We start from the raw sequence: 25382 nt of genomic DNA, 5'->3' as shown, positions 1-25382 counted from the left end.
ACGGGGAACCGGCGCCGGCGCCGTCCACGAAGAGGTGTTTCGCATGACGGAAACCCACGGCACGGCACCCGGAACAGACGCCATCTGAGGCCCGGCCATGCGCCACTCACCGCTCAGACGAGACCCCCGGGCCCCGCAGCGCGTCCCGCTTCTCGCCCGGCTGCGCGTCGGACGGAAGCTGATGCTGCTGGTCCTGCTGCCGGTGGCCGGACTTCTGGTCTTCACCGCGTTCAGCTCCGTGAGCCAGTGGCGGGAGGCGCGGACCCTGCGCGACTTCCACACCGGGGCCCAGGTGTCGTCCGCCACGGCCGAGGTCGCCGACGCCGTCGCGCGCGAACGGCTCGCCGCGGTCAAGGCCCGCCTGCGTCCCGGACCGGGCACCCTGGCCGAGCGGACCGAGGCCGAGCGCACCACCGGCCGGGTCCTGGAGCGCACGGTGGCCCACACCGCCCCGTGGTCCGGATCCGACGTCGTCGGCGATCTCGACGCCCTCGGCCGTCAACTGCACTCCCTGCACGCCCAGACGGCCACCGGCTCGCTCACCGCACCCGACATCGCCGAGCAGTACGGCAACGTCGAGGCCACCCTGCTCCACGACGTCGCCGCGCTGGAGTCCGGCCGCCCCACCCGGGCGTCGGGCCGCGCGGCCGACGCCCACATCGCGCTGCTGCGGGCCATCGAGGCCGCCGAACGCGAGCAGGCGGAGGTCGCCGCGCTGCTCGCCGGGCCCGCGGGCCGGCCCACCGGCGCCGGACGCTGGCCCGCCCTGGAGACGGCCCAACTGGACGCCTTCCGGGAGAACACCTCGGCCGACCTGCGCACCCGGCTGTACGTCATCCAGTTCCAGGACGCCGGCCGGGCCGTCCGCGAGGTCCGCGACCTGCTTGCCACCGCCCGCCCGGAGAACGCCTCCTGGCCCTCCTACGAGCGCTGGCTCGCCGACTCCGGCGCCCGCATCGAATCCCTGCGCGGCATCCAGGAGCGGGCCGCCCGCGCACTCGACATCACCGCCGGTCACGACCGCCGCAGCGCGGAGACCCGGGTGGTGCGCGACCTCACCCTCTGCCTGGTCGTGCTCGCCCTCGTCACCTTCCTCGCCCTCGCGCTCAGCCGGTCGATCACCCGGCCCCTCCGCCAGGTCTCCGCGGGCGCCCGGGCACTGTCGTACGGCGATCTCTCCTACGACATCCCGTACACGGGCCGCGACGAACTGGGCGAGGTCGCCGACACCTTCCGCGAACTGAGGGTGACCACCGAGCGGCTGGCCGCCGAGATCCGTGCCATGAACACGGCGATCGACGACAACCGCCTCGAACACCGCGCCGACGAAGGCGCCTTCGAGGGCACCTGGAGCCAGCTGCTCGGCGGCATGAACGGCGCCATGGCGTCCTTCGCGGCGATGCACGGCCGGCGCGAGAAGGCCGAGCAGGAACTGGCGAGCATCTTCAACCTCTCACTGGACCTGCTCTGCATCAGCGGGGTCGACGGCTACTTCAAGCGGGTCAACCCGGCCTTCGAGCGAACCCTGGGCCGCCCGCGCGAGACGATCCTGGCGACGCCGTTCCTGGAGTTCGTGCACGAGGAGGACCGGGACTTCACCCGGCAGGCCCTCGCGCGGCTGTCGAGCGGCGTCGAGGTCGCCGAGTTCGAGAACCGCTATCTGCGGGCCGACGGCACCGAGTGCTGGCTGCAGTGGAGCGCCCGGCCGGTCCCCGAGGAGGGCCTCGTCTACGCCACGGCCCGGGACGTCACCGAGAGGCGCCGTACCGCGCGGGAGCAGGCCGCCCTGCGCCGCGTCGCCACCCTGGTGGCCCAAGGAGCGCCGCCGTCCGAGGTGTTCGCGAGGGTCGCCGAGGCGGTGGGGGACCTGCTGGACACCACCGCGGCCGTGCTGCGGCAGGAGTCCGACGGCAGCCAGACCGTCCTCGGTACCGTGCTCGGCCTCCCGGCGGAGCTGGAGGAGGCCACGCGCGAAAAACGCAGACAGGCGGGCCGCGAGGCCGTCGACGAGGTCATCCGGACCCGGCGCGCCGCCCACGTCGGGCATGCCGTGGGCGCCCCGATCGTCGTCGACGACCGGCTGTGGGGCTTCGTGCTCGCCGCCTCCCGGCGGGACCCGCTGCCCGCAGGCACCGAGTCGCGGCTGGCCGACTTCACCGAACTCGTCGCCACCGCCATCGCGAACGCCGACGGCCGCGACCAGCTGACCGCCTCACGCGCGCGCGTGGTGGCCGCCGCGGACGCCTCCAGGCGGAGCTTCGAGCGCGATCTGCACGACGGGGTCCAGCAACGGCTCGTCGCCTGCCAACTGGATCTGCGGCTGGCCGAGACCCTGGTGACCGACCCGTCCTCGGAGCTCGCCGAGCAGCTGGCGCACGTCGGCAAGGGCCTCGACGACGCCTTCCAGGACCTGCTCCAGGTGGCTCGCGGCATCCACCCGGCCATCCTGTCCAAAGGCGGTCTGGGCCCCGCCCTGCGCTCCCTGGCCCGCCGCTCCGCCGTCCCCGTCGCGCTCGACCTGAAGCTGCCCGCGGCCCGGCTGCCGGAGCAACTGGAGGTGGCCGCCTACTACGTGACGTCCGAGTGCCTCGCCAACACGGCGAAGCACGCGCACGCGCGTGTGGTGGAGGTGGCGGCGAAGACCCGGGACGGCTTCCTGGAGCTGACCATCCGCGACGACGGCGTCGGAGGTGCCGACCCGGGCCGCGGCTCCGGCCTCATCGGGCTCACCGACCGGGTCGAGGCGATCGGCGGCAGGTTGGCCGTCGGCAGCCCGCCCGGCGAGGGCACGACCCTGGATGTGCGGCTGCCCCTGGGCGGGCCCCCGCCGGGCGGGTGACCGCCCGAGGCGCACGCCGGGGAATCGGTCCAGGTGGGGGAGCCTGAACGCGGTGACGTCGCGTACGCCGCGGGCGGTCCGTTCGGACGGAGACATCCGTCCGGTTCGAGGGCCTGTCGTCACGTTCCCGGCTGCCCGGTGACGTCCTGCACGCCCTGTCGCCGCACCGGGCACAGACCCACGTACAACCACGTACGAGGGCCCGCCCGGCACGCCGAGAGCACGCACCTGCCGCCGCGAGGCCCGCTCGTCGGGCGGACCACGCGAGTGTGACGACAGGCCCTAGCTGCGGTGGGTTTTGCCGGCCTGTGCGGTCAGCAGGCGCTTGGCGCGCACGATGTCGGGATCCCTGGGGTCCAGGTCGCCGAGCGCGCCGTACGCCTCGTCCGGGTGTCGGCGGACACGGACCGGTCGCCGCTGCTTCTCGATCCGTGTCCGCCGCATCTTCCGCACCCTTCGGCCGTACGACCCGCCGTCCCTCGCCCGGGACGGCCGGCCGGACTGCATCTGCACTGGTTCGAGAATCCCCCGGACACGCCCGCATGTCGTCACGGCAGGCCTCCAATTCCGCTTACGGCTAGCCGTAACCCCACGGGTGGGGCAGGCTGTTGGGGCGCAGGCAGCGGGCGGGCCGGGGCGGCTCGGACCGCGGACGGCGCACCGCGGAGGCCGGGCAGGGGGGACCGGGGCCATGGACGACGTATCGCAGCGGCCGGCACGGGGACGGGTGGTCCTCGCCGATGACGACATCCTGCTCAGGGAGGGCCTGGCCAGCCTGTGCGAGCGCCTCGGGTACCAGGTCGCGGGCCAGGCCGGCGACGCGGCCCGGCTCCTGGAACTGGTCGACGAGGAACGCCCCGAACTGGCGATCGTCGACATCCGGATGCCCCCGGACCACTCGACGGAGGGCCTCAAGGCGGCCCGCACGATCCGGGAACGCCATCCCGACACCGGCATTCTCGTCCTGTCGGCGTTCGTCGAGGTCGAGGACGCCCTGGAACTACTGGTGAGCGGCCACAAGGTCGGCTATCTCCTCAAGAGCCGGGTCACCGTCGTCGAGGAGTTCACCGAGGCACTGGAGCGCATCCAGCGGGGCGGCTCGGTCGTCGACCCGTCCCTGGTACAGGAACTGTTCGCCGCCCAGCGCCGCGACGACCCACTCGCCCATCTCAGCTCCCGCGAGCGCGAGGTCCTCGCCCTGATGGCGGAGGGCCGCTCCAACGCCGGCATCGGCCGCCGCCTGTGGGTCACCGAGGGCACCGTCGAGAAACACGTCCGCAGCATCCTGGGCAAGCTCGCCCTCACGGAGGACACCGACGACCACCGTCGCGTCCTGGCCGTGCTGACGTTCCTGGAGTCCCGCTAGCCGTCCTCCACAGGCTCGTCGGAGTGTCAGCCCTCGCCAGTAGGGTGGGAGACATGGCCGATCCCTCCAGCTACCGCCCCAAACCAGGGGAGATCCCGGACTCTCCCGGGGTGTACAGGTTCCGCGACGAGCACCGCCGGGTGATCTACGTCGGAAAGGCGAAAAGCCTGCGCCAGCGCCTGGCGAACTACTTCCAGGACCTGGCGGGCCTGCACCCCCGCACCCGCACCATGGTGACGACGGCCGCGTCCGTGGAGTGGACCGTGGTGTCCACGGAGGTCGAGGCACTCCAGCTGGAGTACTCCTGGATCAAGGAGTACGACCCCCGGTTCAACGTCAAGTACCGCGACGACAAGAGCTACCCGTACCTCGCGGTGACGATGAACGAGGACTTCCCACGCGTGCAGGTGATGCGTGGCCAGAAACGCAAGGGCGTCAGGTACTTCGGGCCCTACGGACACGCGTGGGCGATCCGCGACACCGTCGACCTCCTGCTGCGCGTCTTCCCCGTTCGCACCTGCTCCGCCGGCGTCTTCAAGAACGCCACCCGCACCGGCCGCCCCTGCCTCCTCGGCTACATCGGCAAGTGCTCGGCGCCCTGCGTCGACCGCGTCTCCGCCGACGAACATTGGGACCTGGCCGAGGAGTTCTGCGACTTCATGGCCGGCCGCACCGGCACCTACATCCGCCGTCTGGAGAAGCAGATGACGGACGCGGCCGACGAGATGGAGTACGAGCGGGCGGCCCGCCTGCGCGACGACATCGGGGCCCTGAAGAAGGCCATGGAGAAGAGCGCCGTCGTGCTCGCCGACGCGACCGACGCCGACCTGATCGCGGTCGCCGAGGACGAGCTGGAGGCCGCAGTCCAGATCTTCCACGTCCGCGGCGGACGCGTCCGGGGCCAGCGCGGCTGGGTCACCGACAAGGTCGAGGAGATCACCACCGGCGCCCTCGTCGAGCACGCCCTCCAGCAGCTCTACGGCGAGGAGAAGGGCGACGCGGTCCCCAAGGAGGTCCTCGTCCCGGCCCTGCCCGACCCGGTCGAGCCGGTCCAGGAGTGGCTCACCGGGCGCCGTGGCTCCAACGTCTCGTTGCGCATCCCGCAGCGCGGCGACAAGAAGTCCCTCATGGAGACCGTGCAGCGCAATGCCCAGCATTCGCTCGCCCTGCACAAGACCAAGCGCGCCTCCGACCTGACCACGCGCTCGCGTGCCCTGGAGGAGATCGCCGAGGCCCTCGACCTGGACAGCGCCCCGCTCAGGATCGAGTGCTACGACATCTCCCACCTTCAGGGCGACGACGTGGTCGCCTCCATGGTCGTCTTCGAGGACGGGCTGCAGCGCAAGAGCGAGTACCGCAGGTTCCAGATCAAGGGGTTCGCCGGGCAGGACGACGTCCGGTCCATGCACGAGGTGATCTCCCGCCGCTTCCGGCGCTATCTCGCCGAGAAGGAGAAGACGGGGGAGTGGGCCGACGGCGAGGACACGTTCACCGAGGAGGACGGCCGCCCCAAGAAGTTCGCCTACCCGCCCCAGCTCGTCGTCGTCGACGGCGGACAGCCCCAGGTCGCCGCCGCCAAGAGGGCGCTGGACGAGCTGGGCATCGACGACATCGCCGTCTGCGGCCTCGCCAAGCGCCTGGAGGAGGTCTGGCTGCCGGACGACGACGACCCGGTCGTGCTCCCCCGCACCAGCGAAGGCCTGTACCTTCTGCAACGGGTCCGCGACGAGGCCCACCGCTTCGCGATCACCTACCAGCGCACCAAGCGGGCCCAGCGCTTCCGGTCGAGCCCCCTCGACGAGGTGCCCGGCCTCGGGGACACGCGCAAGCAGGCCCTGCTGAAACATTTCGGGTCCTTGAAGAAACTACGATCCGCCACCATCGACCAGATCTGCGAGGTCCCCGGTATAGGCCGCAAAACGGCCGAGACGATCGCCGTGGCCCTCGCCCAGGCGGCCCCGCCCGCGCCCGCCGTGAACACGGCGACTGGAGAGATCATGGATGAGGAGGAACCCGGCACCACGGGTTCCGGTGGGGAGCCCGTGACGGCGGGTGCCCCGGACGAACGACGGGGGCAGGAGACATGAATGTGAACGAGCACGAAGAACAACAGGACCAGAGCGGGGACGACGCACAGGTGAGCACGGGCGCACCCCTCGAATCGGCCGGAGTCCCGGAGACGGCCATCCCCGAGCTGGTGATCATCTCCGGGATGTCCGGCGCCGGCCGCTCGACCGCCGCCAAGTGTCTGGAGGACCTCGGCTGGTTCGTCGTCGACAACCTGCCGCCCGCGCTGATCCCCACCATGGTGGAACTCGGCGCCCGCTCCCAGGGCAACGTCGCCCGGATCGCGGTCGTCGTCGACGTCCGCGGCCGACGCTTCTTCGACAACCTCCGTGACTCCCTCGCCGACCTGGCGGCCAAGCACGTCACCCGGCGCATCGTCTTCCTGGAGTCCTCCGACGACGCCCTGGTGCGCCGCTTCGAGTCGGTGCGCCGCCCGCACCCCCTCCAGGGCGACGGGCGCATCGTCGACGGCATCGACGCCGAGCGCGAACTCCTGCGCGAGCTGCGTGGCGACGCCGACCTGGTCATCGACACCTCCAGCCTCAACGTCCACGAGTTGCGCGCCAAGATGGACGCCCAGTTCGCCGGCGAGGAGGAGCCCGAGCTGCGGGCCACCGTCATGTCCTTCGGCTTCAAGTACGGCCTCCCGGTCGACGCCGACATGGTCGCGGACATGCGGTTCCTGCCCAACCCGCACTGGGTGCCGGAACTGCGCCCCTTCACCGGCCTCAACGAGGAGGTGTCGGCGTACATCTTCAACCAGCCCGGTGCCAAGGAGTTCCTCGACCGCTACGCCGAGCTGCTGCGCCTCGTCGCGGCCGGCTACCGCCGCGAGGGCAAGCGGTACGTGACCATCGCCATCGGCTGCACCGGCGGCAAGCACCGCTCGGTGGCCACGTCGGAGAAGCTCGCCGCGCGCCTCGCGGCCGAGGGTGTGGAGACGGTGGTCGTGCACCGGGACATGGGACGGGAATGACAGGACGTTCTTCCCGGCTGAGCAGGCTGCGCCGGGCGGTGCCCGAGGGGCGGGTGAGCCGTCCCGTCGAGGCACGCGGCGCCAAACCGCGCCGCCGCGGTGCCCAGCCCAAGGTGGTCGCGCTCGGCGGCGGCATGGGCCTGTCCGCGTCGCTCGCCGCCCTGCGCCGGATCACCGGTGACCTGACCGCCGTCGTCACCGTGGCCGACGACGGCGGCTCCAGCGGCCGGCTCCGCGACGAGCTGGGTGTGCTGCCGCCAGGCGACCTGCGCAAGGCACTGGCCGCGCTGTGCGGGGACGACGACTGGGGCCAGACCTGGGCCCGGGTCATCCAGCACCGCTTCCAGTCCAAGGGCGACCTGCACGAACACGCGGTGGGCAACCTGCTGATCGTCGCCCTGTGGGAGCAGCTCGGCGACCATGTCCAGGCCCTCGACCTGGTCGGCAGGCTCCTGGGCGCGCACGGGCGCGTGCTGCCCATGTCCGCCGTACCCCTGGAGCTCCAGGCCCTGGTCAAGGGGCACGACCCGGAGCGGCCCGAGGACGTGGACACCGTACGGGGGCAGGCGACCGTGGCCCTGACGCCGGGCGAGGTGCAGTCCGTGCACGTCGTGCCGCACGACCCGCCGGCGGTCCCCGAGGCGGTGGAGGCCGTGCGGGACGCGGACTGGGTGGTCCTCGGTCCCGGCTCGTGGTTCTCCTCGGTCATCCCGCACCTGCTGGTGCCGGAACTCCTCGACGCGCTGACCCAGACGAAGGCGCGCCGGGTGCTCTCCCTGAACCTCGCTCCGCAGCCGGGAGAAACCGATGGCTTCTCCCCGCAGCGTCATTTGGAGGTTTTGGGACGACACGCCCCTAAACTCGCCCTGGACGTGGTGCTGGCCGACCAGGCCGCCGTGCCCGACCGCGATTCCCTCACCGATGCCGCCAAGCGGTTCGGCGCCGCGGTCGAGCTGGCGCCGGTGGCCTGGCCCGACGGCACCCCGAGGCACGACCCGGAGCTGTTGGCCGCCGCGTACGACCGTATTTTTCGGATGCATGGAAGGATCGGCCCATGGCGATGACGGCAGCGGTGAAGGACGAGATCTCCCGGCTTCCCGTCACCCGGACCTGCTGCAGAAAGGCGGAGGTCTCCGCTGTTCTGCGGTTCGCCGGCGGCCTTCACCTGGTGAGCGGGCGCATTGTGATCGAGGCGGAGCTGGACACCGCGATGGCGGCCCGTCGGCTCAAGCGGGACATTCTGGAGATCTTCGGCCACAGTTCCGAACTGATCGTGATGGCACCGGGCGGGCTGCGCCGCGGCTCGCGTTACGTCGTCCGGGTGGTCGCGGGCGGTGACCAGCTGGCCCGCCAGACCGGCCTGGTCGACGGCCGCGGCCGGCCGATCCGGGGTCTGCCCCCGCAGGTCGTCTCCGGCGCCACCTGTGACGCCGAGGCCGCCTGGCGCGGGGCCTTCCTGGCGCACGGCTCACTCACCGAGCCCGGCCGCTCCTCCTCCCTGGAGGTGACCTGCCCGGGTCCGGAGGCCGCGCTGGCCCTGGTCGGCGCCGCCCGCCGGCTGTCCATCGCGGCCAAGGCCCGCGAGGTCCGCGGGGTCGACCGGGTCGTGGTCCGGGACGGCGACGCGATCGGCGCCCTGCTCACCCGGCTGGGCGCCCACGAGTCGGTGCTCGCCTGGGAGGAGCGCCGGATGCGCCGCGAGGTGCGCGCGACGGCGAACCGGCTCGCCAACTTCGACGACGCCAACCTGCGACGATCCGCGCGCGCGGCCGTCGCCGCCGGGGCCCGGGTCCAGCGCGCCCTGGAGATCCTCGCCGACGACGTGCCCGAGCACCTGGCCGCCGCGGGGCGACTGCGCATCGAGCACAAGCAGGCCTCCCTGGAGGAGCTGGGCGCGCTCGCCGACCCGCCGCTGACCAAGGACGCCGTCGCCGGCCGTATCCGCCGACTGCTGGCGATGGCCGACAAGCGGGCATCCGACCTCGGCATCCCGAGCACGGAATCCAGCATCACCGAGGAGATGGCCGACAACCTGGTCGGCTGACTCTCGCTCACCACGCCGGTGCCGACGCCCACTCGGGATGTCGGCACCGGCGTTTGCGTATCCGTGAGGCACCCTTGACTCGATCATGAACTGTCATGAGCCTGGCATCTGTTCGCTGCTGTGGCGGACCACCGCAAGGGGGGCTCATGAGACGAAGAGCGAGACCGATCCTCGCTGTTGGCGCACTTCTGCTCGGCGGCGCGGGTATCGCACCCGTCGCCCATGCCGCGCAGAGCGCAGGTTCTCCTGATCCAAGCGAAGTCAAGGTCTTCCGCGCCGAGGTCACCAGCGGGCAGGTACCCCTGCTGCTGGCGGCCGGGCAGGACGGCCAAGAACTGAGCGAGCAGGTGCCCGCCAAGGGCACCGCGACCGTCGAGGTCTACCTCACCGACCAGGAGGCGGAGAAGCTCGAAGGGCAGGGCGTCGAGCTCACTGAGCACACGCTGACCGCCAAGGCCGAGGCCCGCGTGGACAAGGCCGCCGAGGGCGTGTTCCGGCCGTACAGCGGAAAGGGGGGCCTGCAGGAGGAGATCCTCGCGACCGCCCGCGCCAACCCCGGGCTCACCAAGGTCGTCTCCATCGGCAAGACCGTGAACGGCAAGGACATCCTCGCGCTCAAACTGACCAAGGACGCGAAGAAGTCCAAGGACGGCGCCAAACCCGCCGTTCTCTACATGTCCAACCAGCACGCGCGCGAGTGGATCACGCCGGAGATGACCCGCCGGCTGCTCCACCACTACGTCGACCACTACAAGAGCGACAAGCGCATCAAGAAGATCGTCGACTCCACCGAGCTGTGGTTCGTCCTGTCGGCCAACCCCGACGGCTACGACTACACCTTCCAGAACGCCGACAACCGCCTGTGGCGCAAGAACCTGCACGACAACAACGCTGACGGCACGATCGGCGTCGGCGACGGCGTCGACCTCAACCGCAACTTCTCCTACAAGTGGGGTTACGACAACGAGGGCTCGTCCCCCAACCCCACCAGCGAGACCTACCGCGGCACGGCCCCGTCCTCCGAGCCCGAGACCAAGGCCCTGGACGCCTTCGAGAAGCGGATCGGCTTCGCGTACGGCATCAACTACCACTCCGCCGCCGAACTCCTCCTCTACGGCGTCGGCTGGCAGGTGGCCACCGACACCCCGGACGACGTCCTCTACAAGTCCCTCGCCGGCACCCCGGACAACTCGGCGATCCCCGGCTACCGCCCGCAGGTCTCCTCCGAGCTGTACACCACCAACGGCGAGGCGGACGGCCACGCCTCGAACGTCAACGGCCTGGCGATGTTCACCCCCGAGATGTCGACCTGCCAGACCGCCTCGGACCTCGACCCGAACGACCAGTGGAAGGCGGCCGACTGCCAGTCGGTCTTCAACTTCCCGGACGACGAGAAGCTGATCCAGCAGGAGTTCGAGAAGAACCTCCCCTTCGCGCTCTCGGTCGCCGAGACCGCCGCCCACCCCGACCAGCCGGCCTCCTCACTCGGCCTGAAGGCCGCCGACTTCACCCCGAAGCCGTTCACCACGTCCTACGCGCGCGGCGCCGACCAGGAGGTCTCCGTCGTCGTACGCAGGTCCGTGCGCGACAAGGAGCTCAAGTACCGCGTCAACGGCGGCCGTACACAGCACATGGCCCTGCGGGCCTGGAAGGGCGGCGAGACGTACGGCGGTGACGACAACCTCTACTTCGACGAGTACCGGGCCAAGATCGCCCACGGCGATCCCGGTGACAAGGTCGAGGTCTGGTTCACCGGCGCGACGAAGGGCAAAAAGCCCACCTCCAGCACGCACTTCACCTACACCGTGGCCGAACGGCCGCGCGCGGACGTGCTCGTGGTGGCCGAGGAGGGCGCGAACGCCACACAGGCGCAGACGTACGTCGACGCGCTGAAGGCGAACGGCCGCAAGGCGATCGTCTGGAACGTCGCCACCCAGGGCGCGCCCGACGCGCTCGGCGTGCTGGACCACTTCAGGTCGGTCGTGCACTACACGGGCGCGGCCGTCCCGGGCAATCCCACCCAGCTCCAGTTGCGCGCCTTCCTCAACGAGGGCGGCAAACTGGTCGAGGCGGGCGAACGGGCCGGCGGCAACGTCGACCTCGGTGGCGGCACCCTGTCGAACGACTTCAGCCAGTACTACCTGGGCGCCTACACCCGTACGACCTTGCCGGGCGCCACCGCCTTCCAGGGCAGCGGCAAGCTCGCCGGGGCCTCCGGAGCCCTCGGCGCCGCCCCGGGCAACCCGCTCGACGCGGCCGGATCCTTCAGCGTCACCTCGGACAACCTGCCCGTGGCGACCTACCCGCAGTTCGCGAGCGCGGGAGCGGCCGCCTATCCCGGCACGCCCAACCCGTACGGTCCCTACGAGGGTGCGTCCATGGCCGCCGTCACGCACAGCGACTACGCCTGGGACCGCCTCACCCGCACCATCGACCTCACCCAGGTGACCGCCGCGCAGGCGCCCGCACTGCGCACCCGGCTGCTGTGGGACACCGAGGAGGGCTACGACCACGCCGTCCTGGAGGCGCACACCGCCGGGGCCGAGGACTGGACCACCCTCCCCGACAAGGGCGGCGCCACCACCAACGCCGTACCCGCCGAGTGCGGCGCCGGGTTCTTCATCGCGGCCCACCCCGCGCTCAAGCGGTATCTGACGCTCGGTACGGACGGCTGCACGGCCACCGGCACCAGCGGTCAGTGGAACAGCTTCACCGGGGCGTCGGCGGGCTGGCAGGAGGTCTCCTTCGACCTCTCCGCGTACGCGGGCAAGAAGGTCGAGGTCTCCCTCAGCTACATCACCGACCCGGGCTCGGGCGGCCGGGGTGTCCTCGCGGACAACGCGTCCGTCGTCATCGGCGGCCAGGCCGTGGAGACCGAGGGCTTCGAGACCTCGCTCGGCGCGTGGAGCGTGCCCGGGCCGCCCGCGGGCAGTCCCGCGGTCGTGCAGGACTGGGGGCGCGTCGGAGAGCTGTTCAAGACGTACGGCGCGGTCACCACGGACGACACCGTGCTGCTGGGCTTCGGCCTGGAACACGTCACCGCGGCGGCCGACCGCACGGCCCTGCTCGGCAAGGCACTCGCGGCCATCGGCGGGTGAACCCGGGATGACCCGACGCGGTCGTTCCGGGTGACCGGAGCTTTCGGTCCGGGGCGGTCCGTACCCCTACTGGCGGGTACGGACCGCCCTGCCGTGTATGGGGCATCTCGATGTCACCGCGCCGGTCTCAGGGAGGTAGGGTCGGGGGTGGTCGGGGACATCCCATACAGCTCGCCGGAGTCGAACCCGGCGTACCAACGAGGAGATCGGTTTCGTGACGATCCGCGTAGGCATCAACGGCTTTGGCCGCATCGGTCGTAACTACTTCCGCGCGCTGCTGGAGCAGGGTGCTGACATCGAGATCGTGGCTGTCAACGACCTGGGTGACACCGCGACCACCGCTCACCTGCTCAAGTACGACACCATCCTGGGCCGACTCAAGGCCGAGGTGTCGCACACCGCCGACACGATCACCGTCGACGGCAAGACCATCAAGGTGCTGTCCGAGCGCAACCCCGCCGACATCCCGTGGGGTGAACTGGGCGTCGACGTCGTCATCGAGTCGACCGGCATCTTCACGAAGAAGGCCGACGCCGAGAAGCACATCGCCGGCGGCGCGAAGAAGGTCCTCATCTCGGCTCCGGCCAAGGACGAGGACATCACCATCGTGATGGGCGTCAACCAGGACAAGTACGACGCGGCCAACCACCACGTCATCTCCAACGCCTCCTGCACCACCAACTGTGTGGCGCCGATGGCCAAGGTTCTCGACGAGAACTTCGGCATCGTCAAGGGCCTGATGACGACGGTCCACGCGTACACGAACGACCAGCGGATCCTGGACTTCCCGCACTCGGACCTGCGCCGCGCCCGCGCCGCCGCCGAGAACATCATCCCGACCACGACCGGTGCCGCCAAGGCCACCGCGCTGGTGCTCCCGCAGCTCAAGGGCAAGCTGGACGGCATCGCGATGCGCGTCCCGGTCCCGACCGGCTCGGCCACCGACCTGGTCGTGACGCTGCAGCGCGAGGTCACCAAGGACGAGGTCAACGCCGCGTTCAAGAAGGCCTCCGACGACGGCGACCTCAAGGGCTTCCTGACCTACACCGAGGACCCGATCGTCTCCTCGGACATCGTCGGCGACCCGTCGTCCTGCACCTTCGACTCCTCCCTGACCATGGTCCAGGAGGGCAACACGGTGAAGATCCTCGGCTGGTACGACAACGAGTGGGGCTACTCCAACCGCCTCGTCGACCTCACGGTCTTCGTCGGCAACCAGCTCTGATCCACAGAGCAGGCACTTTGATGTGAGAGCAGGGCTCGGGCGGCGCAGGGACGCGCAGTCCGAGCCCTGACTCGCGTACGGACCGGCCCTCTCAGCATCACGAGCACCACCAGTCATTCGGGAGCCCTCTCAATGAAGACGATCGACGAACTTCTCGCCGAAGGCGTGGCAGGCAGGCGGGTTTTCGTCCGCGCCGACCTGAACGTGCCGCTCGACGGCACCACGATCACCGACGACGGCCGTATCCGCGCCGTGCTGCCCACCGTCAAGGCGCTCGCCGAGGCGGGCGCCCGCGTGGTCGTCGCCTCCCACCTGGGCCGCCCCAAGGGCGCCCCGGACCCGGCCTTCTCGCTCGCCCCGGCCGCCGCGCGCCTCGGTGAACTCCTGGACGCCTCCGTGGCGTTCGCGACCGACACGGTGGGTGAGTCGGCCACCGCCACGGTCGCGGGCCTCGCCGACGGCCAGGTCGCGGTCGTCGAGAACCTCCGCTTCAACGCCGGAGAGACCTCCAAGGACGACGCCGAGCGGGGCGCCTTCGCGGACCAGCTCGCCGCTCTCGCCGACGTCTACGTCGGCGACGGCTTCGGCGCGGTGCACCGCAAGCACGCTTCGGTCTTCGACCTCCCGGGCAAGCTCCCGCACTACGCCGGCTACCTCATCGCCACCGAGGTCGGCGTCCTGAAGAAGCTCACGGACGACGTCCAGCGCCCGTACGTGGTCGCGCTCGGCGGCGCCAAGGTCTCCGACAAGCTCGCCGTCATCGACGAACTCCTCGGCAAGGCCGACCGCATCCTCATCGGCGGCGGCATGGCGTACACCTTCCTCAAGGCCAAGGGGTACGAGGTCGGCAAGTCGCTCCTCCAGGAGGACCAGATCCCGGCGGTCCTGGAGTACATCGAGCGCGCGGAGAAGACCGGCGTCGAGCTGGTGCTGCCCGTCGACGCCGTGGTCGCCCCCGGGTTCCCGGACCTGAAGACCAAGGCCCCGAGCGGCGCCACCACCGTCGCCGCGGACGCGATCCCGGCCGACCAGCTGGGCCTGGACATCGGCCCGGCGTCCGGCAAGCTGTACGCCTCGAAGATCACCGATGCCGCCACCGTCTTCTGGAACGGCCCGATGGGCGTCTTCGAGCACCCCGACTTCGCCGAGGGCACCAAGGCGGTCGCCCAGGCACTCCTCGACTCCCCGGCCTTCACGGTCGTCGGCGGTGGCGACTCCGCCGCGGCCGTCCGCATCCTGGGCTTCGACGAGAACGCATTCGGCCACATCTCGACCGGCGGCGGCGCCTCCCTCGAATACCTCGAGGGCAAGACGCTCCCCGGCCTCGCCGCACTGGAGGACTGACCCCGCATGACCACTCGCACGCCGATCATGGCGGGTAACTGGAAGATGAACCTCAACCACCTCGAGGCCATCGCGCACGTCCAGAAGCTCGCCTTCGCCCTCGCGGACAAGGACTACGAGGCCGTCGAGGTCGCCGTCCTGCCGCCCTTCACCGATCTGCGCTCCGTGCAGACCCTGGTCGACGGCGACAAGCTCAAGATCAAGTACGGCGCCCAGGACCTCTCGGCGCAGGACTCCGGCGCCTACACCGGTGAGATCTCCGGCTCGATGCTGGCCAAGCTGAAGTGCACGTACGTGGCGGTCGGCCACTCCGAGCGCCGTCAGTACCACGCGGAGACCGACGAGATCGTCAACGCCAAGGTGAAGGCCGCCTACAAGCACGGCCTCACCCCGATCCTGTGCGTCGGCGAGGAACTGGAGGTCCGCGAGGCGGGCAACCACGTCTCCCACACCCTCGCCCAGGTCGAGGGCGGCCTCAAGGACCTGTCGGCCGAGCAGGCCGAGTCCGTCGTGATCGCCTACGAGCCCGTGTGGGCCATCGGCACCGGCAAGGTCTGCGGCGCGGACGACGCCCAGGAGGTCTGCGCCGCCATCCGCGGGAAGCTCGCCGAGCTGTACACCCAGGAACTGGCCGACCGGGTCCGCATCCAGTACGGCGGCTCCGTCAAGGCCGGCAACGTCGCCGAGATCATGTCCAAGGCCGACATCGACGGCGCCCTCGTCGGCGGGGCCTCGCTGGACGCCGATGAGTTCGTCAAGATCGTGCGCTTCCGGGATCAGTAAGTAGGCCCCGGCGGTAATACGTCGTACCCTTGCGGGGGCATGGTGGGAAGCCGCCATGTCCCCGTCGTTCATCCGAATCCGAGAGAGTTGGTCCAGCCGTGGTTTTGGGGTTCTCGATCGCCCTGATCGTCTTCAGCGGGCTGATGATGCTGCTGGTACTGATGCACAAGGGGAAGGGCGGCGGCCTCTCCGACATGTTCGGTGGCGGCATGCAGTCGTCCGTCGGCGGTTCCTCGGTCGCCGAGCGCAACCTCGACCGCATCACTGTGATGGTCGGTGTGCTGTGGTTCGTGTGCGTCATCGTGCTCGGCCTGCTCATGAAGACGAACAGCTGAGCGGCCACGCCACACACAGCACGTACATTCCGCACGTAAGGCCCCATGTTCGGTACGCGCAGCTGAGCGCGGCCTATCATGGGGCTTGCGTCTAGGTGTGAGGGCTGTAACTCCAATCACTGGACGCGCGTTGGGCCTTACGTAGACTGAGGCGCTCGCAACGAAGCGAAACGCCGACTCGCTTCGCGGCACCATCACGCAGGGAGTTACGACCGTGGCAAGTGGCAACGCGATCCGTGGTAGCCGGGTCGGGGCGGGGCCGATGGGCGAGGCCGAGCGGGGCGAGTCCGCCCCGCGTCTGCGCATCTCCTTCTGGTGCTCCAACGGGCACGAAACGGTGCCCAGCTTCGCCAGCGACGCGCAGGTGCCCGAAACCTGGGACTGCCCACGCTGTGGCTTTCCCGCCGGACAGGACCGGGACAACCCGCCGGCTCCGCCGCGCACCGAGCCGTACAAGACGCACCTCGCGTACGTACGGGAGCGGCGCAGCGATGCGGACGGTGAGGCGATCCTCGCCGAGGCGCTCGCCAAACTGCGGGGCGAGATCTAGAAGTCGAGAACCGGCCGGGCACCGAGAGGTGACTGGCCGGAGCCGTTTCACGGCTGCTGTCCCGACGCCGGCCAGGCCGATTGTCAGTGGCGGCCTCTACGGTTTGTGCATCGAGGTGTGATGCGCGGACCGGGAGGGGGAGCCGTGATGTCGGTCGAGGCGACGGGCGGATCCGCGAGGCGCCGCAGGACTGGGACCGGCGCGTCTCCCGCTGAGAACGCGAACACCGGGCCCCTCCCAGGAGGGACCCGGCGTTCAACCGCCTTCTCGAAGACGGGTGTTACGACGAAGCAGGCGGATACAGCGACCTCGGCAGCTGGGAGGCCGCCGCCGAGTCCAGCAGCCACAGGGTGCGGGCCCGGCCGCGGGCACCGGCCGCCGGGGCCTGGATCTCGCCCGCGCCGGACAGGGCGATCGCCGCGGCCTTCGCCTTGTCCTCACCGGCCGCCAGGAGCCAGACCTCACGGGCCGCGCGGATGGCGGGCAGCGTGAGGGTGATCCGGGTCGGCGGAGGCTTCGGGGCGCCATGGACCCCGACGACCGTGCGCTCGGTCTCCCGTACCGCCGGGAGTTCCGGGAACAGGGACGCCACGTGGGTGTCCGGGCCGACGCCCAGCATCAGGACGTCGAAGGTCGGCACCGTGCCATGGTTCTCGGGGCCCGCCGCCCGCTCCAGCTCCTCCGCGTACGCGGAGGCCGCCCCGTCGGCGTCGTCGCCGTGGGGACCGTCCGACGCGGGCATGGCGTGCACGCGCTTCGGGTCCAGCGGTACGGAGTCCAGCAGGGCCTCGCGGGCCTGCGTGACATTGCGCTCCGGGTCGCCCTCGGGCAGGAAACGCTCGTCGCCCCACCACAGGTCCAGGCGGCCCCAGTCCACGGCGTCCCGGGCGGGCGCCACGGCGAGGGCGGCCAGCAGGCCGTTGCCGTTGCGCCCGCCGGTGAGGACCACCGACGCCGAGCCCCGTGAGGCCTGCGCGTCCACGATCTTCGTGATCAGACGGGCCGCGGCGGCCTGGGCCATCAGCTCCTTGTCGCGGTGCACGACCAGCTGCGGGGTGCTCACTTCCCCGCCTTCCCGGACAGCCCGGAGGGGACCGGCTTCAGCGAGGGCGCCGTCGGCCCTTCCTTCCCGGCAGCTTTCGCAGGGCCCTCGACAGGGGCTTTGACGGCGATTTCCGCGGAGGTTCCGGCTGGGGCCTGCTCTGCGGAGACGGTGTCTGCGGAGCGGGATTCTCCGGCGCCGGAGCCGGTGTCTCCTTTGGCGGCCGGTTCCGGAAAGGGCGCCGACGTGTTCAGCTTCTCCACCCCGAACCGCAGCGCCGACGCGTATGTGTCGTCCGGGTCCAACCTGCGCAGCTCCTCGGCGATCAGCTCGGCCGTGTCCCGGCGCTTCAGCGCCACCGCACGGTCGGGCTGCCCCTGGATGGAGAGCGTGGCGAGCGAGCCGTCGGCACGGTCCAGGACGATCGGACCGCTGTCCGTGTGCAGCCGTACGGCCGTCAGACCAGGACCGCCCGACAGGGACCGCCTCACCGGCACGTCCAGCCGGTCCGCCAGCCACATCGCCAGCAGTTCGCAGCTCGGGTTGAACTCCTCGCCCTCCACCTCGACGGCCGCCACCTCGCAGGTGACCTGGTCGAGCGCGGCGGCCAGCATCGAGCGCCACGGGGTGATGCGGGTCCAGGAGAGGTCGGTGTCCCCCGGGGTGTAGGTGCCGGCGCGCGCCGACAGCTCGCTCACCGGCTGCTCGGAGGAGTACGTGTCGGTGACCCGGCGCTGAGCCAGCGCGCCGAGCGGATCGCCGGCCGGGTCCAGCGGCGCGGCCACCGGCCACCAGACGACGACCGGCGCGTCCGGCAGCAGCAGCGGAAGGACGACCGACTGGGCGTGGTCGACGACGTCGCCGTACAGCCGTAGCACCACCGTCTCGCCGGTGCCCGCGTCCGCGCCCACCCGTACCTCGGCGTCGAGGCGGGACTGGGTGCGGTCGCGGGAACTCCGCGACACCCGCTTGATGACCACGAGCGTGCGCGAGGGGTGCTCGCGGGACGCGTCGTTCGCGGCCTTCAGGGCGTCGTACGCGTTCTCCTCGTCGGTCACGATGACCAGCGTGAGCACCATGCCGACGGCCGGTGTGCCGATGTCCCGGCGGCCCTTCACCAACGCCTTGTTGATCTTGCTGGCAGTGGTGTCCGTGAGGTCTGTCTTCATGGCCGGCGCCAGCTCCGTCCCTCTCGTGCGAGCATTTCGTCCGCCTCGACCGGTCCCCAGGTGCCGGAGGGGTACTGGGCGGGCTTGCCGTGCCGGTCCCAGTACTCCTCGATCGGGTCGAGGATCTTCCAGGACAGCTCGACCTCCTCCGTGCGGGGGAAGAGGTTCGAGTCGCCGAGCAGGACGTCGAGGATGAGGCGCTCGTACGCCTCGGGCGAGGACTCCGTGAACGACTCGCCGTAGGCGAAGTCCATGGACACGTCCCGGATCTCCATGGAGGTGCCCGGCACCTTGGAGCCGAAGCGGACGGTGACGCCCTCGTCGGGCTGGACGCGGATGACGATCGCGTTGGAGCCGAGCTCCTCGGTGGCCGTCGTGTCGAAGGGGGAGTGCGGGGCCCGCTGGAAGACCACCGCGATCTCGGTGACCCGGCGGCCGAGGCGCTTGCCGGTGCGCAGGTAGAACGGCACACCCGCCCAGCGCCGGTTGTCGATCTCCACCTTGATGGCCGCGTAGGTGTCGGTCTTCGACTTGGGGTCGATGCCCTCCTCCTGGAGGTAGCCGACCGCCTTCTCGCCGCCCTGCCAGCCCTCGGCGTACTGCCCGCGCACGGTGTCGCGGCCCAGATCCTTCGGCAGCTTCACCGCGCCGAGCACCTTGGTCTTCTCCGCGGCCAGCGCGTCCGCGTCGAAGGACGCCGGCTCCTCCATGGCGGTGAGGGCCATGAGCTGGAGCAGGTGGTTCTGGATGACGTCACGGGCGGCGCCGATGCCGTCGTAGTAGCCGGCCCGGCCGCCGATGCCGATGTCCTCGGCCATCGTGATCTGCACGTGGTCCACGAAGGACCGGTTCCAGATCGGCTCGAACATCGTGTTGGCGAAGCGCAGCGCCAGGATGTTCTGGACGGTCTCCTTGCCCAGGTAGTGGTCGATGCGGAAGACCTGGTCCGGGGCGAAGACCTCCTCGACGGTCGCGTTGAGCTCCTCGGCCGACTTGAGGTTGTGGCCGAAGGGCTTCTCGATGACCGCGCGGCGCCAGGAGCCGCTCGACTGGTCGGCAAGACCGTGCTTCTTCAACTGCTGGATGACCACCGGGAAGGCGCCCGGCGGCACGGACAGGTAGAAGGCGAAGTTGCCGCCCGTGCCCTGTGCCTTGTCCAGCTCCTCGATGGTGGCGCGCAGCCGTTCGAACGCGTCGTCGTCGTCGAAGGTGCCCTGGACGAAGCGCATCCCCTGGATGAGCTGCTGCCAGACCTCCTCGCGGAACGGCGTACGGGCATGCTCCTTGACCGCGTCGTGGACCTCCTGCGCGAAGTCCTCGTTCTGCCATTCGCGCCGGGCGAAGCCGACCAGCGAGAAGCCCGGCGGCAGCAGACCCCGGTTCGCAAGGTCGTACACGGCGGGCATGAGCTTCTTTCGTGACAAATCGCCCGTGACGCCGAAGATGACCAGGCCCGACGGCCCCGCGATACGCGGGAGCCGTCGGTCGGCGGGGTCACGCAGCGGGTTGCTGCTCGACAAGAGTTCAGCCCTCCGAAGGGGCGAGGCGCCGAAGCTCCGCCTCGGTCGACTTGAGCAGGTCGTTCCACGCGTCCTCGAACTTCTGGACGCCCTCTTCCTCCAGCAGTACGACCACCTCGTCGTAGGAGATGCCGAGCTTCTCCAGCGCGTCGAGCTCGGCGCGGGCCTGCTCGTACGTGCCGGACACCGCGTCGCCGCGGATCTGGCCGTGGTCCTCGGTGGCGAACAGGGTGGCCTCCGGCATGGTGTTCACCGTGTTCGGCGCCACCAGCTCGTCGACGTACAGCGTGTCCTTGTACGCCTTGTCCTTGACACCGGTCGAGGCCCACAGCGGACGCTGCTTGTTGGCGCCCGCGCTCTCCAGCGCGGTCCAGCGCTCCGTGGAGAAGACCTCCTCGTACGCCTGGTAGGCGAGGCGCGCGTTGGCTACGCCGGCCTTGCCGCGGGCGGCCTTGGCCTCGTCGGTGCCGAGCGCGTCGAGCCGCTTGTCGATCTCGGTGTCCACGCGGGACACGAAGAAGGACGCCACGGAGTGGATCTTCGACACGTCCAGGCCGCGCTCCTTGGCCTTCTCCAGGCCCGCGATGAACGCGTCCATGACCAGGCGGTAGCGCTCCAGCGAGAAGATCAGCGTGACGTTGACGCTGATGCCGAGGCCGATGACCTCGGTGATCGCCGGGATGCCCGCCTGGGTGGCGGGGATCTTGATGAGGGTGTTGGGGCGGTCGACCAGCCAGGCCAGCTGCTTGGCCTCGGCGACGGTCGCCTTGAGGTTGTGCGCCAGGCGCGGGTCGACCTCGATCGAGACCCGGCCGTCCTGGCCGTCGGTGGCGTCGAAGACCGGGCGCAGGATGTCGGCGGCGTCCCGGACGTCCGCCGTCGTGATCATGCGGATGGCCTCTTCGACCGAGACCTTGCGGAAGGCCAGGTCGGAGACCTGCTGGTCGTAGCCGTCACCCTCCGAGATCGCCTTCTGGAAGATCGACGGGTTGGTGGTGACGCCCACGACGTGCTGCTGGTCGATCAGTTCGGCGAGGTTGCCGGACGTGATCCGCTTGCGCGACAGGTCGTCCAGCCAGATCGCGACGCCCTCCTCGGAGAGGCGCTTGAGTGCGTCTGTCATGGAATTACATCTCCTACGGTCGTGTGTGAGCGTCAGCGCTGGGCGGCGGCGAGGGATTCCCGGGCCTTGGCGGCCACGTTCTCGCCAGTGAAACCGAACTCCTGGAAGAGGACCTTGCCGTCCGCGGAAGCACCGAAGTGCTCCAGGGAAACGATGCGACCGGCGTCCCCGACGTACTTGTGCCAGGTGAGGCCGATACCCGCCTCGACCGCGACACGCGCCCTCACGGCCGGCGGCAGCACGCTGTCCCGGTACCCCTGGTCCTGCTCCTCGAACCACTCCACGCACGGCATGGAGACGACACGGGTGGGCACACCGTCCGCTTCGAGCTGCTCGCGCGCCTCGACGGCGACGTGCACCTCGGAACCGGTCGCGATCAGGACGACCTCCGGAGAACCGGTGGAGGCCTCGAACAGGACGTAACCGCCCTTGACCGCGTCCTCGTTGGGCGCGTACGTCGGCACGCCCTGACGGGTCAGCGCCAGGCCGTGCGGGGCGCCCTTGCCGAAGACCTTCGTGTAGCGCCTGAGGATCTCGCGCCAGGCGATCGCGGTCTCGTTGGCGTCCGCCGGGCGGACCACGTTCAGGCCCGGGATCGCGCGCAGCGCGGCGACGTGCTCGACCGGCTGGTGGGTGGGGCCGTCCTCGCCGAGACCGATCGAGTCGTGCGTCCACACGTACGTCACCGGCAGGTGCATCAACGCCGAGAGCCGCACCGCGTTGCGCATGTAGTCGGAGAAGACGAGGAACGTGCCGCCGTAGATACGGGTGTTGCCGTGCAGCGCGATGCCGTTCATCTCCGCGGCCATGGAGTGCTCGCGGATGCCGAAGTGGATCGTGCGGCCGTAAGGGTTCGCCTCCGGCAGCGGGTTGTCCGCCGGGAGGAACGAACTGTCCTTGTCGATCGTCGTGTTGTTCGAGCCCGCGAGGTCGGCGGAGCCGCCCCACAGTTCGGGGATCACGGCGCCGAGGGCCTGGAGCACCTTTCCGGAGGCGGCACGCGTGGCGACACCCTTGCCCGGCTCGAACACCGGGATGAAGGACTCCCAGTCCTTGGGCAGTTCGCCCGTGGCGATCCGGTCGAACTCCGCGGCGCGCTCGGCGTTGTTGTTCCGCCACTCCTGGAAGGACTTCTCCCACTCGGCCTTCGCCTGACGGCCGCGCTCCAGCGCCTGCCGGGTGTGGTTGATGACCTCGTCGGAGACCTCGAAGGACTGCTCCGGGTCGAAGCCCAGCACCCGCTTGGTGGCCGCGACCTCGTCGGCGCCGAGCGCCGAGCCGTGCGCGGCTTCGGTGTTCTGCGCGTTCGGGGCGGGCCAGGCGATGATCGAGCGCATCGCGATGAAGGACGGGCGGTCCGTCACCCGCTTCGCGGCCTCGATCGCGTCGTAGAGGGCGTTCGGGTCGAGGTCGCCGTCCGGCTTCGGGGCGACCCGCTGGACGTGCCAGCCGTACGCCTCGTACCGCTTGACGGTGTCCTCGGACACGGCCGTCTCGGTGTCGCCCTCGATCGAGATGTGGTTGTCGTCCCACAGCAGGACCAGGTTGCCGAGCTGCTGGTGGCCGGCCAGCGAGGACGCCTCGGCGGAGATGCCCTCCTGGAGGCAGCCGTCACCGGCGACGGCGAAGACGAAGTGGTCGAACGGCGACTCGCCGGCCGGGGCCTCCGGGTCGAACAGACCGCGCTCGTAGCGGGCGGCCATCGCCATGCCGACGGCGTTGGCGACACCCTGGCCGAGCGGTCCCGTCGTGGTCTCGACGCCCTTGGTGTGCCCGTACTCCGGGTGGCCGGGGGTCTTGGAACCCCAGGTCCGAAACGCCTTCAGGTCGTCCAGCTCCAGACCGAAACCGGCCAGGTAGAGCTGGGTGTAGAGGGTCAGGGACGAGTGGCCGGCGGACAGCACGAAGCGGTCGCGCCCGACCCACTCGGGGTCGGCCGGATCATGCCGCATCACCTTCTGGAAGAGGGTGTACGCGGCGGGGGCCAGGCTCATCGCCGTACCGGGATGGCCGTTGCCGACCTTCTGTACGGCGTCGGCGGCCAGGACGCGGGCGGTGTCGACGGCCCGCTGGTCCAGCTCGGTCCACTCGAGGTCTGTGGTGGTCGGCTTGGTGCTCACCCTGGGTCAGGGCTCCTCTCCACATGTCACGCATGTCGAATGCCGGTGCGCGGGACGCCCGGTCTTTGTCGAGCCTACCCCCGCAAGTACGTGCGTTTTTTCGAGCCATTCCAGACTGCCGGGACTCTCGGGGATCCGCCTCCCGACTGGCCGGGAGCGCATTCGGCAACTGAATACGGAGCTGCTCATCGGAGTGCTCAACCGAGTGGCGGCGAGCTCTTCCGGGGGAGTCGTCGGACACGACCCGACCCCCGCGAATGTCGGGGTATGGGCAACGTCTACAGTGGCGTGGTACGCGCGGGCCTTTACCGGGACTTCACACGGCTGAGGCCTGCTGGGATGTCTCTGTAGGGGTGTGCGTGACGGCCGTCGAATCCCGTCCAGTCGGTGTGCTGGGGGAGAGCAAGAGCTCGGGTCACCGGCCGTTCGGGGCCCGTGTCAAGGCGTTCGTGGCGCTGACCAAGCCTCGGATCATCGAGCTGCTGCTCATCACCACCGTGCCGGTGATGTTCCTGGCGCAGCAGGGTGTGCCGGACCTGAAGCTGGTCCTGCTGACCTGCCTCGGCGGCTACCTCTCGGCGGGCGGCGCCAACGCGCTGAACATGTACATCGACCGTGACATCGACGCGCTCATGGACCGCACCTCGCAGCGACCGCTGGTGACCGGCATGGTGTCGCCGCGCGAGTGTCTGGCCTTCGGCATCACGCTGGCGGTCGTCTCGACACTCCTGTTCGGCCTCGCCGTCAACTGGCTGTCGGCCTGGCTGTCGCTCGGAGCGCTCCTCTTCTACGTCGTCGTCTACACGATGATCCTCAAGCGCCGTACCTCCCAGAACATCGTGTGGGGCGGCATCGCCGGCTGTATGCCGGTCCTGATCGGCTGGTCCTCGGTCACGAACTCCATGTCGTGGGCGCCGGTCATCCTCTTCCTGGTCATGTTCTTCTGGACGCCGCCGCACTACTGGCCGCTGTCCATGAAGGTGCGGGAGGACTACGCACGCGTGGGCGTGCCGATGCTGCCGGTGGTCGCCTCCAACAAGGTGGTCGCCCGGCAGATCGTCATCTACAGCTGGGTGATGGTCGCCGTCTCCCTGCTGCTGACCCCGCTCGGCTACACCGGCTGGTTCTACACGGCGGTCGCGCTGCCGGCCGGCGGCTTCTGGCTGTGGGAGGCGCACGGGCTGCAGAACCGCGCCAAGGCCGAGGTGACCGGCGGCAAGCTCAAGGAGATGCGGCTGTTCCACTGGTCGATCACCTATGTGTCGATCCTCTTCGTGGCCGTCGCCGTGGACCCCTTCCTGAGGTGAGCGTCACGTCGCCGCCCCTTCTACCGGTCGGTAGCATCCTGGGCATGGCAGACACGCAGCAGGTTGACGCGAAGGCCGAGCGCAAGGTCGCCCGGCTCGCCAAGCAGATCAGCGCCTTCTCCAAGGAGCACGGCGGCGCCGAGGGCCAGTTGGCCCACATCGGTGAGCGCGGCACCCGGATCGTCCTCGTCGGTGAGGACGGCGGCTGGGGCGACCTGGTGGCCCCCTCGCACGACATCGCCGAGAAGGCCGTCGAGAAGTCCGGCATCACCGTGCACGAGGAGTTCGACGGCGAGTTCGCCGCGAAGGTGAAGACGGGGCCGTACGAGTGGAGCCGGATGGCGGGCCTCCAGCTCGGCGGACCGGCCAACGGCTGATCGAGCGCGTCCCCTTCTCCGTGGATGAGCCGTCCCAACCCGCGAAGCGTTTCGCACGGGGTGTGTGACAGCAGCACCTGATGCCCGGTTCACCCGT

20 protein-coding genes are annotated in these 25382 nt (G+C 70.2%); 14 read left to right on the top strand and 6 right to left on the bottom strand.

What is annotated here, in order from left to right; all coding sequences use genetic code 11:
* Positions 1-97 precede the first annotated feature (97 nt).
* A complete protein-coding gene (locus OHT57_RS12480; protein WP_328746325.1) occupies positions 98-2839 on the top strand; it encodes a PAS domain S-box protein in 2742 nt (913 codons plus the stop codon).
* A 282-nt stretch (positions 2840-3121) separates the two neighbouring features.
* Here the strand turns inward: OHT57_RS12480 and OHT57_RS12475 are convergent, their stop codons facing one another.
* Positions 3122-3283, bottom strand: coding sequence for a hypothetical protein (locus tag OHT57_RS12475; RefSeq protein ID WP_328746323.1), 162 nt, complete (start codon positions 3281-3283; stop codon positions 3122-3124).
* Between the two features lie 247 nt (positions 3284-3530).
* Here OHT57_RS12475 and OHT57_RS12470 point away from each other — a divergent pair, with 247 nt between their 5' ends.
* From OHT57_RS12470 to OHT57_RS12420, 11 genes are all read left to right on the top strand, one after another.
* Positions 3531-4205, top strand: a complete 675-nt coding sequence (locus OHT57_RS12470; RefSeq protein ID WP_328746321.1) for a response regulator transcription factor — start codon at positions 3531-3533, stop codon at positions 4203-4205.
* A 53-nt stretch (positions 4206-4258) separates the two neighbouring features.
* Positions 4259-6292 (top strand): excinuclease ABC subunit UvrC, encoded by a 2034-nt coding sequence (gene uvrC / locus OHT57_RS12465; protein WP_328746319.1) that lies wholly within the window; start codon positions 4259-4261, stop codon positions 6290-6292.
* The gene (rapZ, locus tag OHT57_RS12460) at positions 6289-7248 is read left to right on the top strand and encodes an RNase adapter RapZ (protein ID WP_328746317.1); all 960 of its coding nucleotides are present in this window, start codon (positions 6289-6291) and stop codon (positions 7246-7248) included. Before uvrC ends, rapZ begins: the two co-directional genes overlap by 4 nt.
* Positions 7245-8312, top strand: a complete 1068-nt coding sequence (locus tag OHT57_RS12455; RefSeq protein WP_328746315.1) for a gluconeogenesis factor YvcK family protein — start codon at positions 7245-7247, stop codon at positions 8310-8312. The genes rapZ and OHT57_RS12455 overlap by 4 nt, the downstream gene beginning before the upstream one ends.
* Positions 8303-9292 (top strand): DNA-binding protein WhiA, encoded by a 990-nt coding sequence (whiA, locus tag OHT57_RS12450; RefSeq protein WP_328746314.1) that lies wholly within the window; start codon positions 8303-8305, stop codon positions 9290-9292. The genes OHT57_RS12455 and whiA overlap by 10 nt, the downstream gene beginning before the upstream one ends.
* A 146-nt stretch (positions 9293-9438) precedes the next feature.
* Positions 9439-12390 carry a M14 family metallopeptidase gene (locus OHT57_RS12445; protein ID WP_328746313.1) on the top strand — a complete coding sequence of 984 codons (2952 nt, stop codon included), beginning with the start codon at positions 9439-9441 and terminating at the stop codon, positions 12388-12390.
* A gap of 214 nt (positions 12391-12604) precedes the next feature.
* Positions 12605-13615, top strand: a complete 1011-nt coding sequence (gene gap, locus OHT57_RS12440; RefSeq protein WP_328746311.1) for a type I glyceraldehyde-3-phosphate dehydrogenase — start codon at positions 12605-12607, stop codon at positions 13613-13615.
* A gap of 132 nt (positions 13616-13747) precedes the next feature.
* The gene (locus OHT57_RS12435) at positions 13748-14959 is read left to right on the top strand and encodes a phosphoglycerate kinase (RefSeq protein WP_328746308.1); all 1212 of its coding nucleotides are present in this window, start codon (positions 13748-13750) and stop codon (positions 14957-14959) included.
* Positions 14960-14965: 6 nt separating this feature from the next.
* The gene (gene tpiA / locus OHT57_RS12430) at positions 14966-15742 is read left to right on the top strand and encodes a triose-phosphate isomerase (RefSeq protein WP_328746306.1); all 777 of its coding nucleotides are present in this window, start codon (positions 14966-14968) and stop codon (positions 15740-15742) included.
* 104 nt (positions 15743-15846) lie between these two features.
* Positions 15847-16077: a preprotein translocase subunit SecG gene (secG, locus tag OHT57_RS12425; RefSeq protein ID WP_328753185.1), complete on the top strand. Its 231-nt coding sequence runs from the start codon at positions 15847-15849 to the stop codon at positions 16075-16077.
* Between the two features lie 214 nt (positions 16078-16291).
* Entirely contained in the window at positions 16292-16627 is a 336-nt protein-coding gene (locus OHT57_RS12420; protein WP_082412914.1) for an RNA polymerase-binding protein RbpA, read from the top strand.
* Positions 16628-16907: 280 nt separating this feature from the next.
* Here OHT57_RS12420 and pgl read toward each other — a convergent pair whose 3' ends face one another.
* The 5 genes from pgl to tkt are packed head-to-tail and all read right to left on the bottom strand — an operon-like array spanning position 16908 to position 23601.
* Complete coding sequence (pgl, locus tag OHT57_RS12415; RefSeq protein ID WP_328746303.1) at positions 16908-17690, bottom strand: 6-phosphogluconolactonase; 783 nt, start codon at positions 17688-17690, stop codon at positions 16908-16910.
* Positions 17687-18838 carry a glucose-6-phosphate dehydrogenase assembly protein OpcA gene (gene opcA / locus OHT57_RS12410; RefSeq protein WP_328746301.1) on the bottom strand — a complete coding sequence of 384 codons (1152 nt, stop codon included), beginning with the start codon at positions 18836-18838 and terminating at the stop codon, positions 17687-17689. Before opcA ends, pgl begins: the two co-directional genes overlap by 4 nt.
* Complete coding sequence (gene zwf / locus OHT57_RS12405) at positions 18835-20358, bottom strand: glucose-6-phosphate dehydrogenase (RefSeq protein WP_328746299.1); 1524 nt, start codon at positions 20356-20358, stop codon at positions 18835-18837. Before zwf ends, opcA begins: the two co-directional genes overlap by 4 nt.
* A gap of 4 nt (positions 20359-20362) precedes the next feature.
* Positions 20363-21481, bottom strand: coding sequence for a transaldolase (gene tal / locus OHT57_RS12400; protein WP_328746297.1), 1119 nt, complete (start codon positions 21479-21481; stop codon positions 20363-20365).
* A 32-nt stretch (positions 21482-21513) separates the two neighbouring features.
* The gene (tkt, locus tag OHT57_RS12395) at positions 21514-23601 is read right to left on the bottom strand and encodes a transketolase (protein WP_328746295.1); all 2088 of its coding nucleotides are present in this window, start codon (positions 23599-23601) and stop codon (positions 21514-21516) included.
* Positions 23602-23954: 353 nt separating this feature from the next.
* On the opposite strand from tkt, the gene OHT57_RS12390 reads away from it, so the two are divergent.
* Positions 23955-24908, top strand: a complete 954-nt coding sequence (locus OHT57_RS12390; protein WP_328746293.1) for a heme o synthase — start codon at positions 23955-23957, stop codon at positions 24906-24908.
* Between the two features lie 44 nt (positions 24909-24952).
* Complete coding sequence (locus tag OHT57_RS12385) at positions 24953-25285, top strand: hypothetical protein (RefSeq protein WP_328746291.1); 333 nt, start codon at positions 24953-24955, stop codon at positions 25283-25285.
* The last annotated feature ends 97 nt before the right edge of the window (positions 25286-25382 follow it).

The organism is Streptomyces sp. NBC_00285, from assembly GCF_036174265.1.
In the GTDB taxonomy this organism is placed as follows: domain Bacteria; phylum Actinomycetota; class Actinomycetes; order Streptomycetales; family Streptomycetaceae; genus Streptomyces.
The sequence above is the reverse complement of the archived record's forward strand: the minus strand, read 5'-3'. Positions and strand labels throughout refer to the sequence as shown.

Coding starts and splice junctions, on each gene's coding strand:
- uvrC (WP_328746319.1), top strand. CDS start 4,259: ATGGCCGATCCCTCCAGCTACCGCCCCAAACCAGGGGAGATCCCGGAC.
- whiA (WP_328746314.1), top strand. CDS start 8,303: ATGGCGATGACGGCAGCGGTGAAGGACGAGATCTCCCGGCTTCCCGTC.
- OHT57_RS12385 (WP_328746291.1), top strand. CDS start 24,953: ATGGCAGACACGCAGCAGGTTGACGCGAAGGCCGAGCGCAAGGTCGCC.
- OHT57_RS12475 (WP_328746323.1), bottom strand. CDS start 3,283: ATGCGGCGGACACGGATCGAGAAGCAGCGGCGACCGGTCCGTGTCCGC.
- OHT57_RS12480 (WP_328746325.1), top strand. CDS start 98: ATGCGCCACTCACCGCTCAGACGAGACCCCCGGGCCCCGCAGCGCGTC.
- OHT57_RS12470 (WP_328746321.1), top strand. CDS start 3,531: ATGGACGACGTATCGCAGCGGCCGGCACGGGGACGGGTGGTCCTCGCC.
- tal (WP_328746297.1), bottom strand. CDS start 21,481: ATGACAGACGCACTCAAGCGCCTCTCCGAGGAGGGCGTCGCGATCTGG.
- rapZ (WP_328746317.1), top strand. CDS start 6,289: ATGAATGTGAACGAGCACGAAGAACAACAGGACCAGAGCGGGGACGAC.
- OHT57_RS12445 (WP_328746313.1), top strand. CDS start 9,439: ATGAGACGAAGAGCGAGACCGATCCTCGCTGTTGGCGCACTTCTGCTC.
- OHT57_RS12435 (WP_328746308.1), top strand. CDS start 13,748: ATGAAGACGATCGACGAACTTCTCGCCGAAGGCGTGGCAGGCAGGCGG.
- OHT57_RS12455 (WP_328746315.1), top strand. CDS start 7,245: ATGACAGGACGTTCTTCCCGGCTGAGCAGGCTGCGCCGGGCGGTGCCC.
- opcA (WP_328746301.1), bottom strand. CDS start 18,838: ATGAAGACAGACCTCACGGACACCACTGCCAGCAAGATCAACAAGGCG.
- tpiA (WP_328746306.1), top strand. CDS start 14,966: ATGACCACTCGCACGCCGATCATGGCGGGTAACTGGAAGATGAACCTC.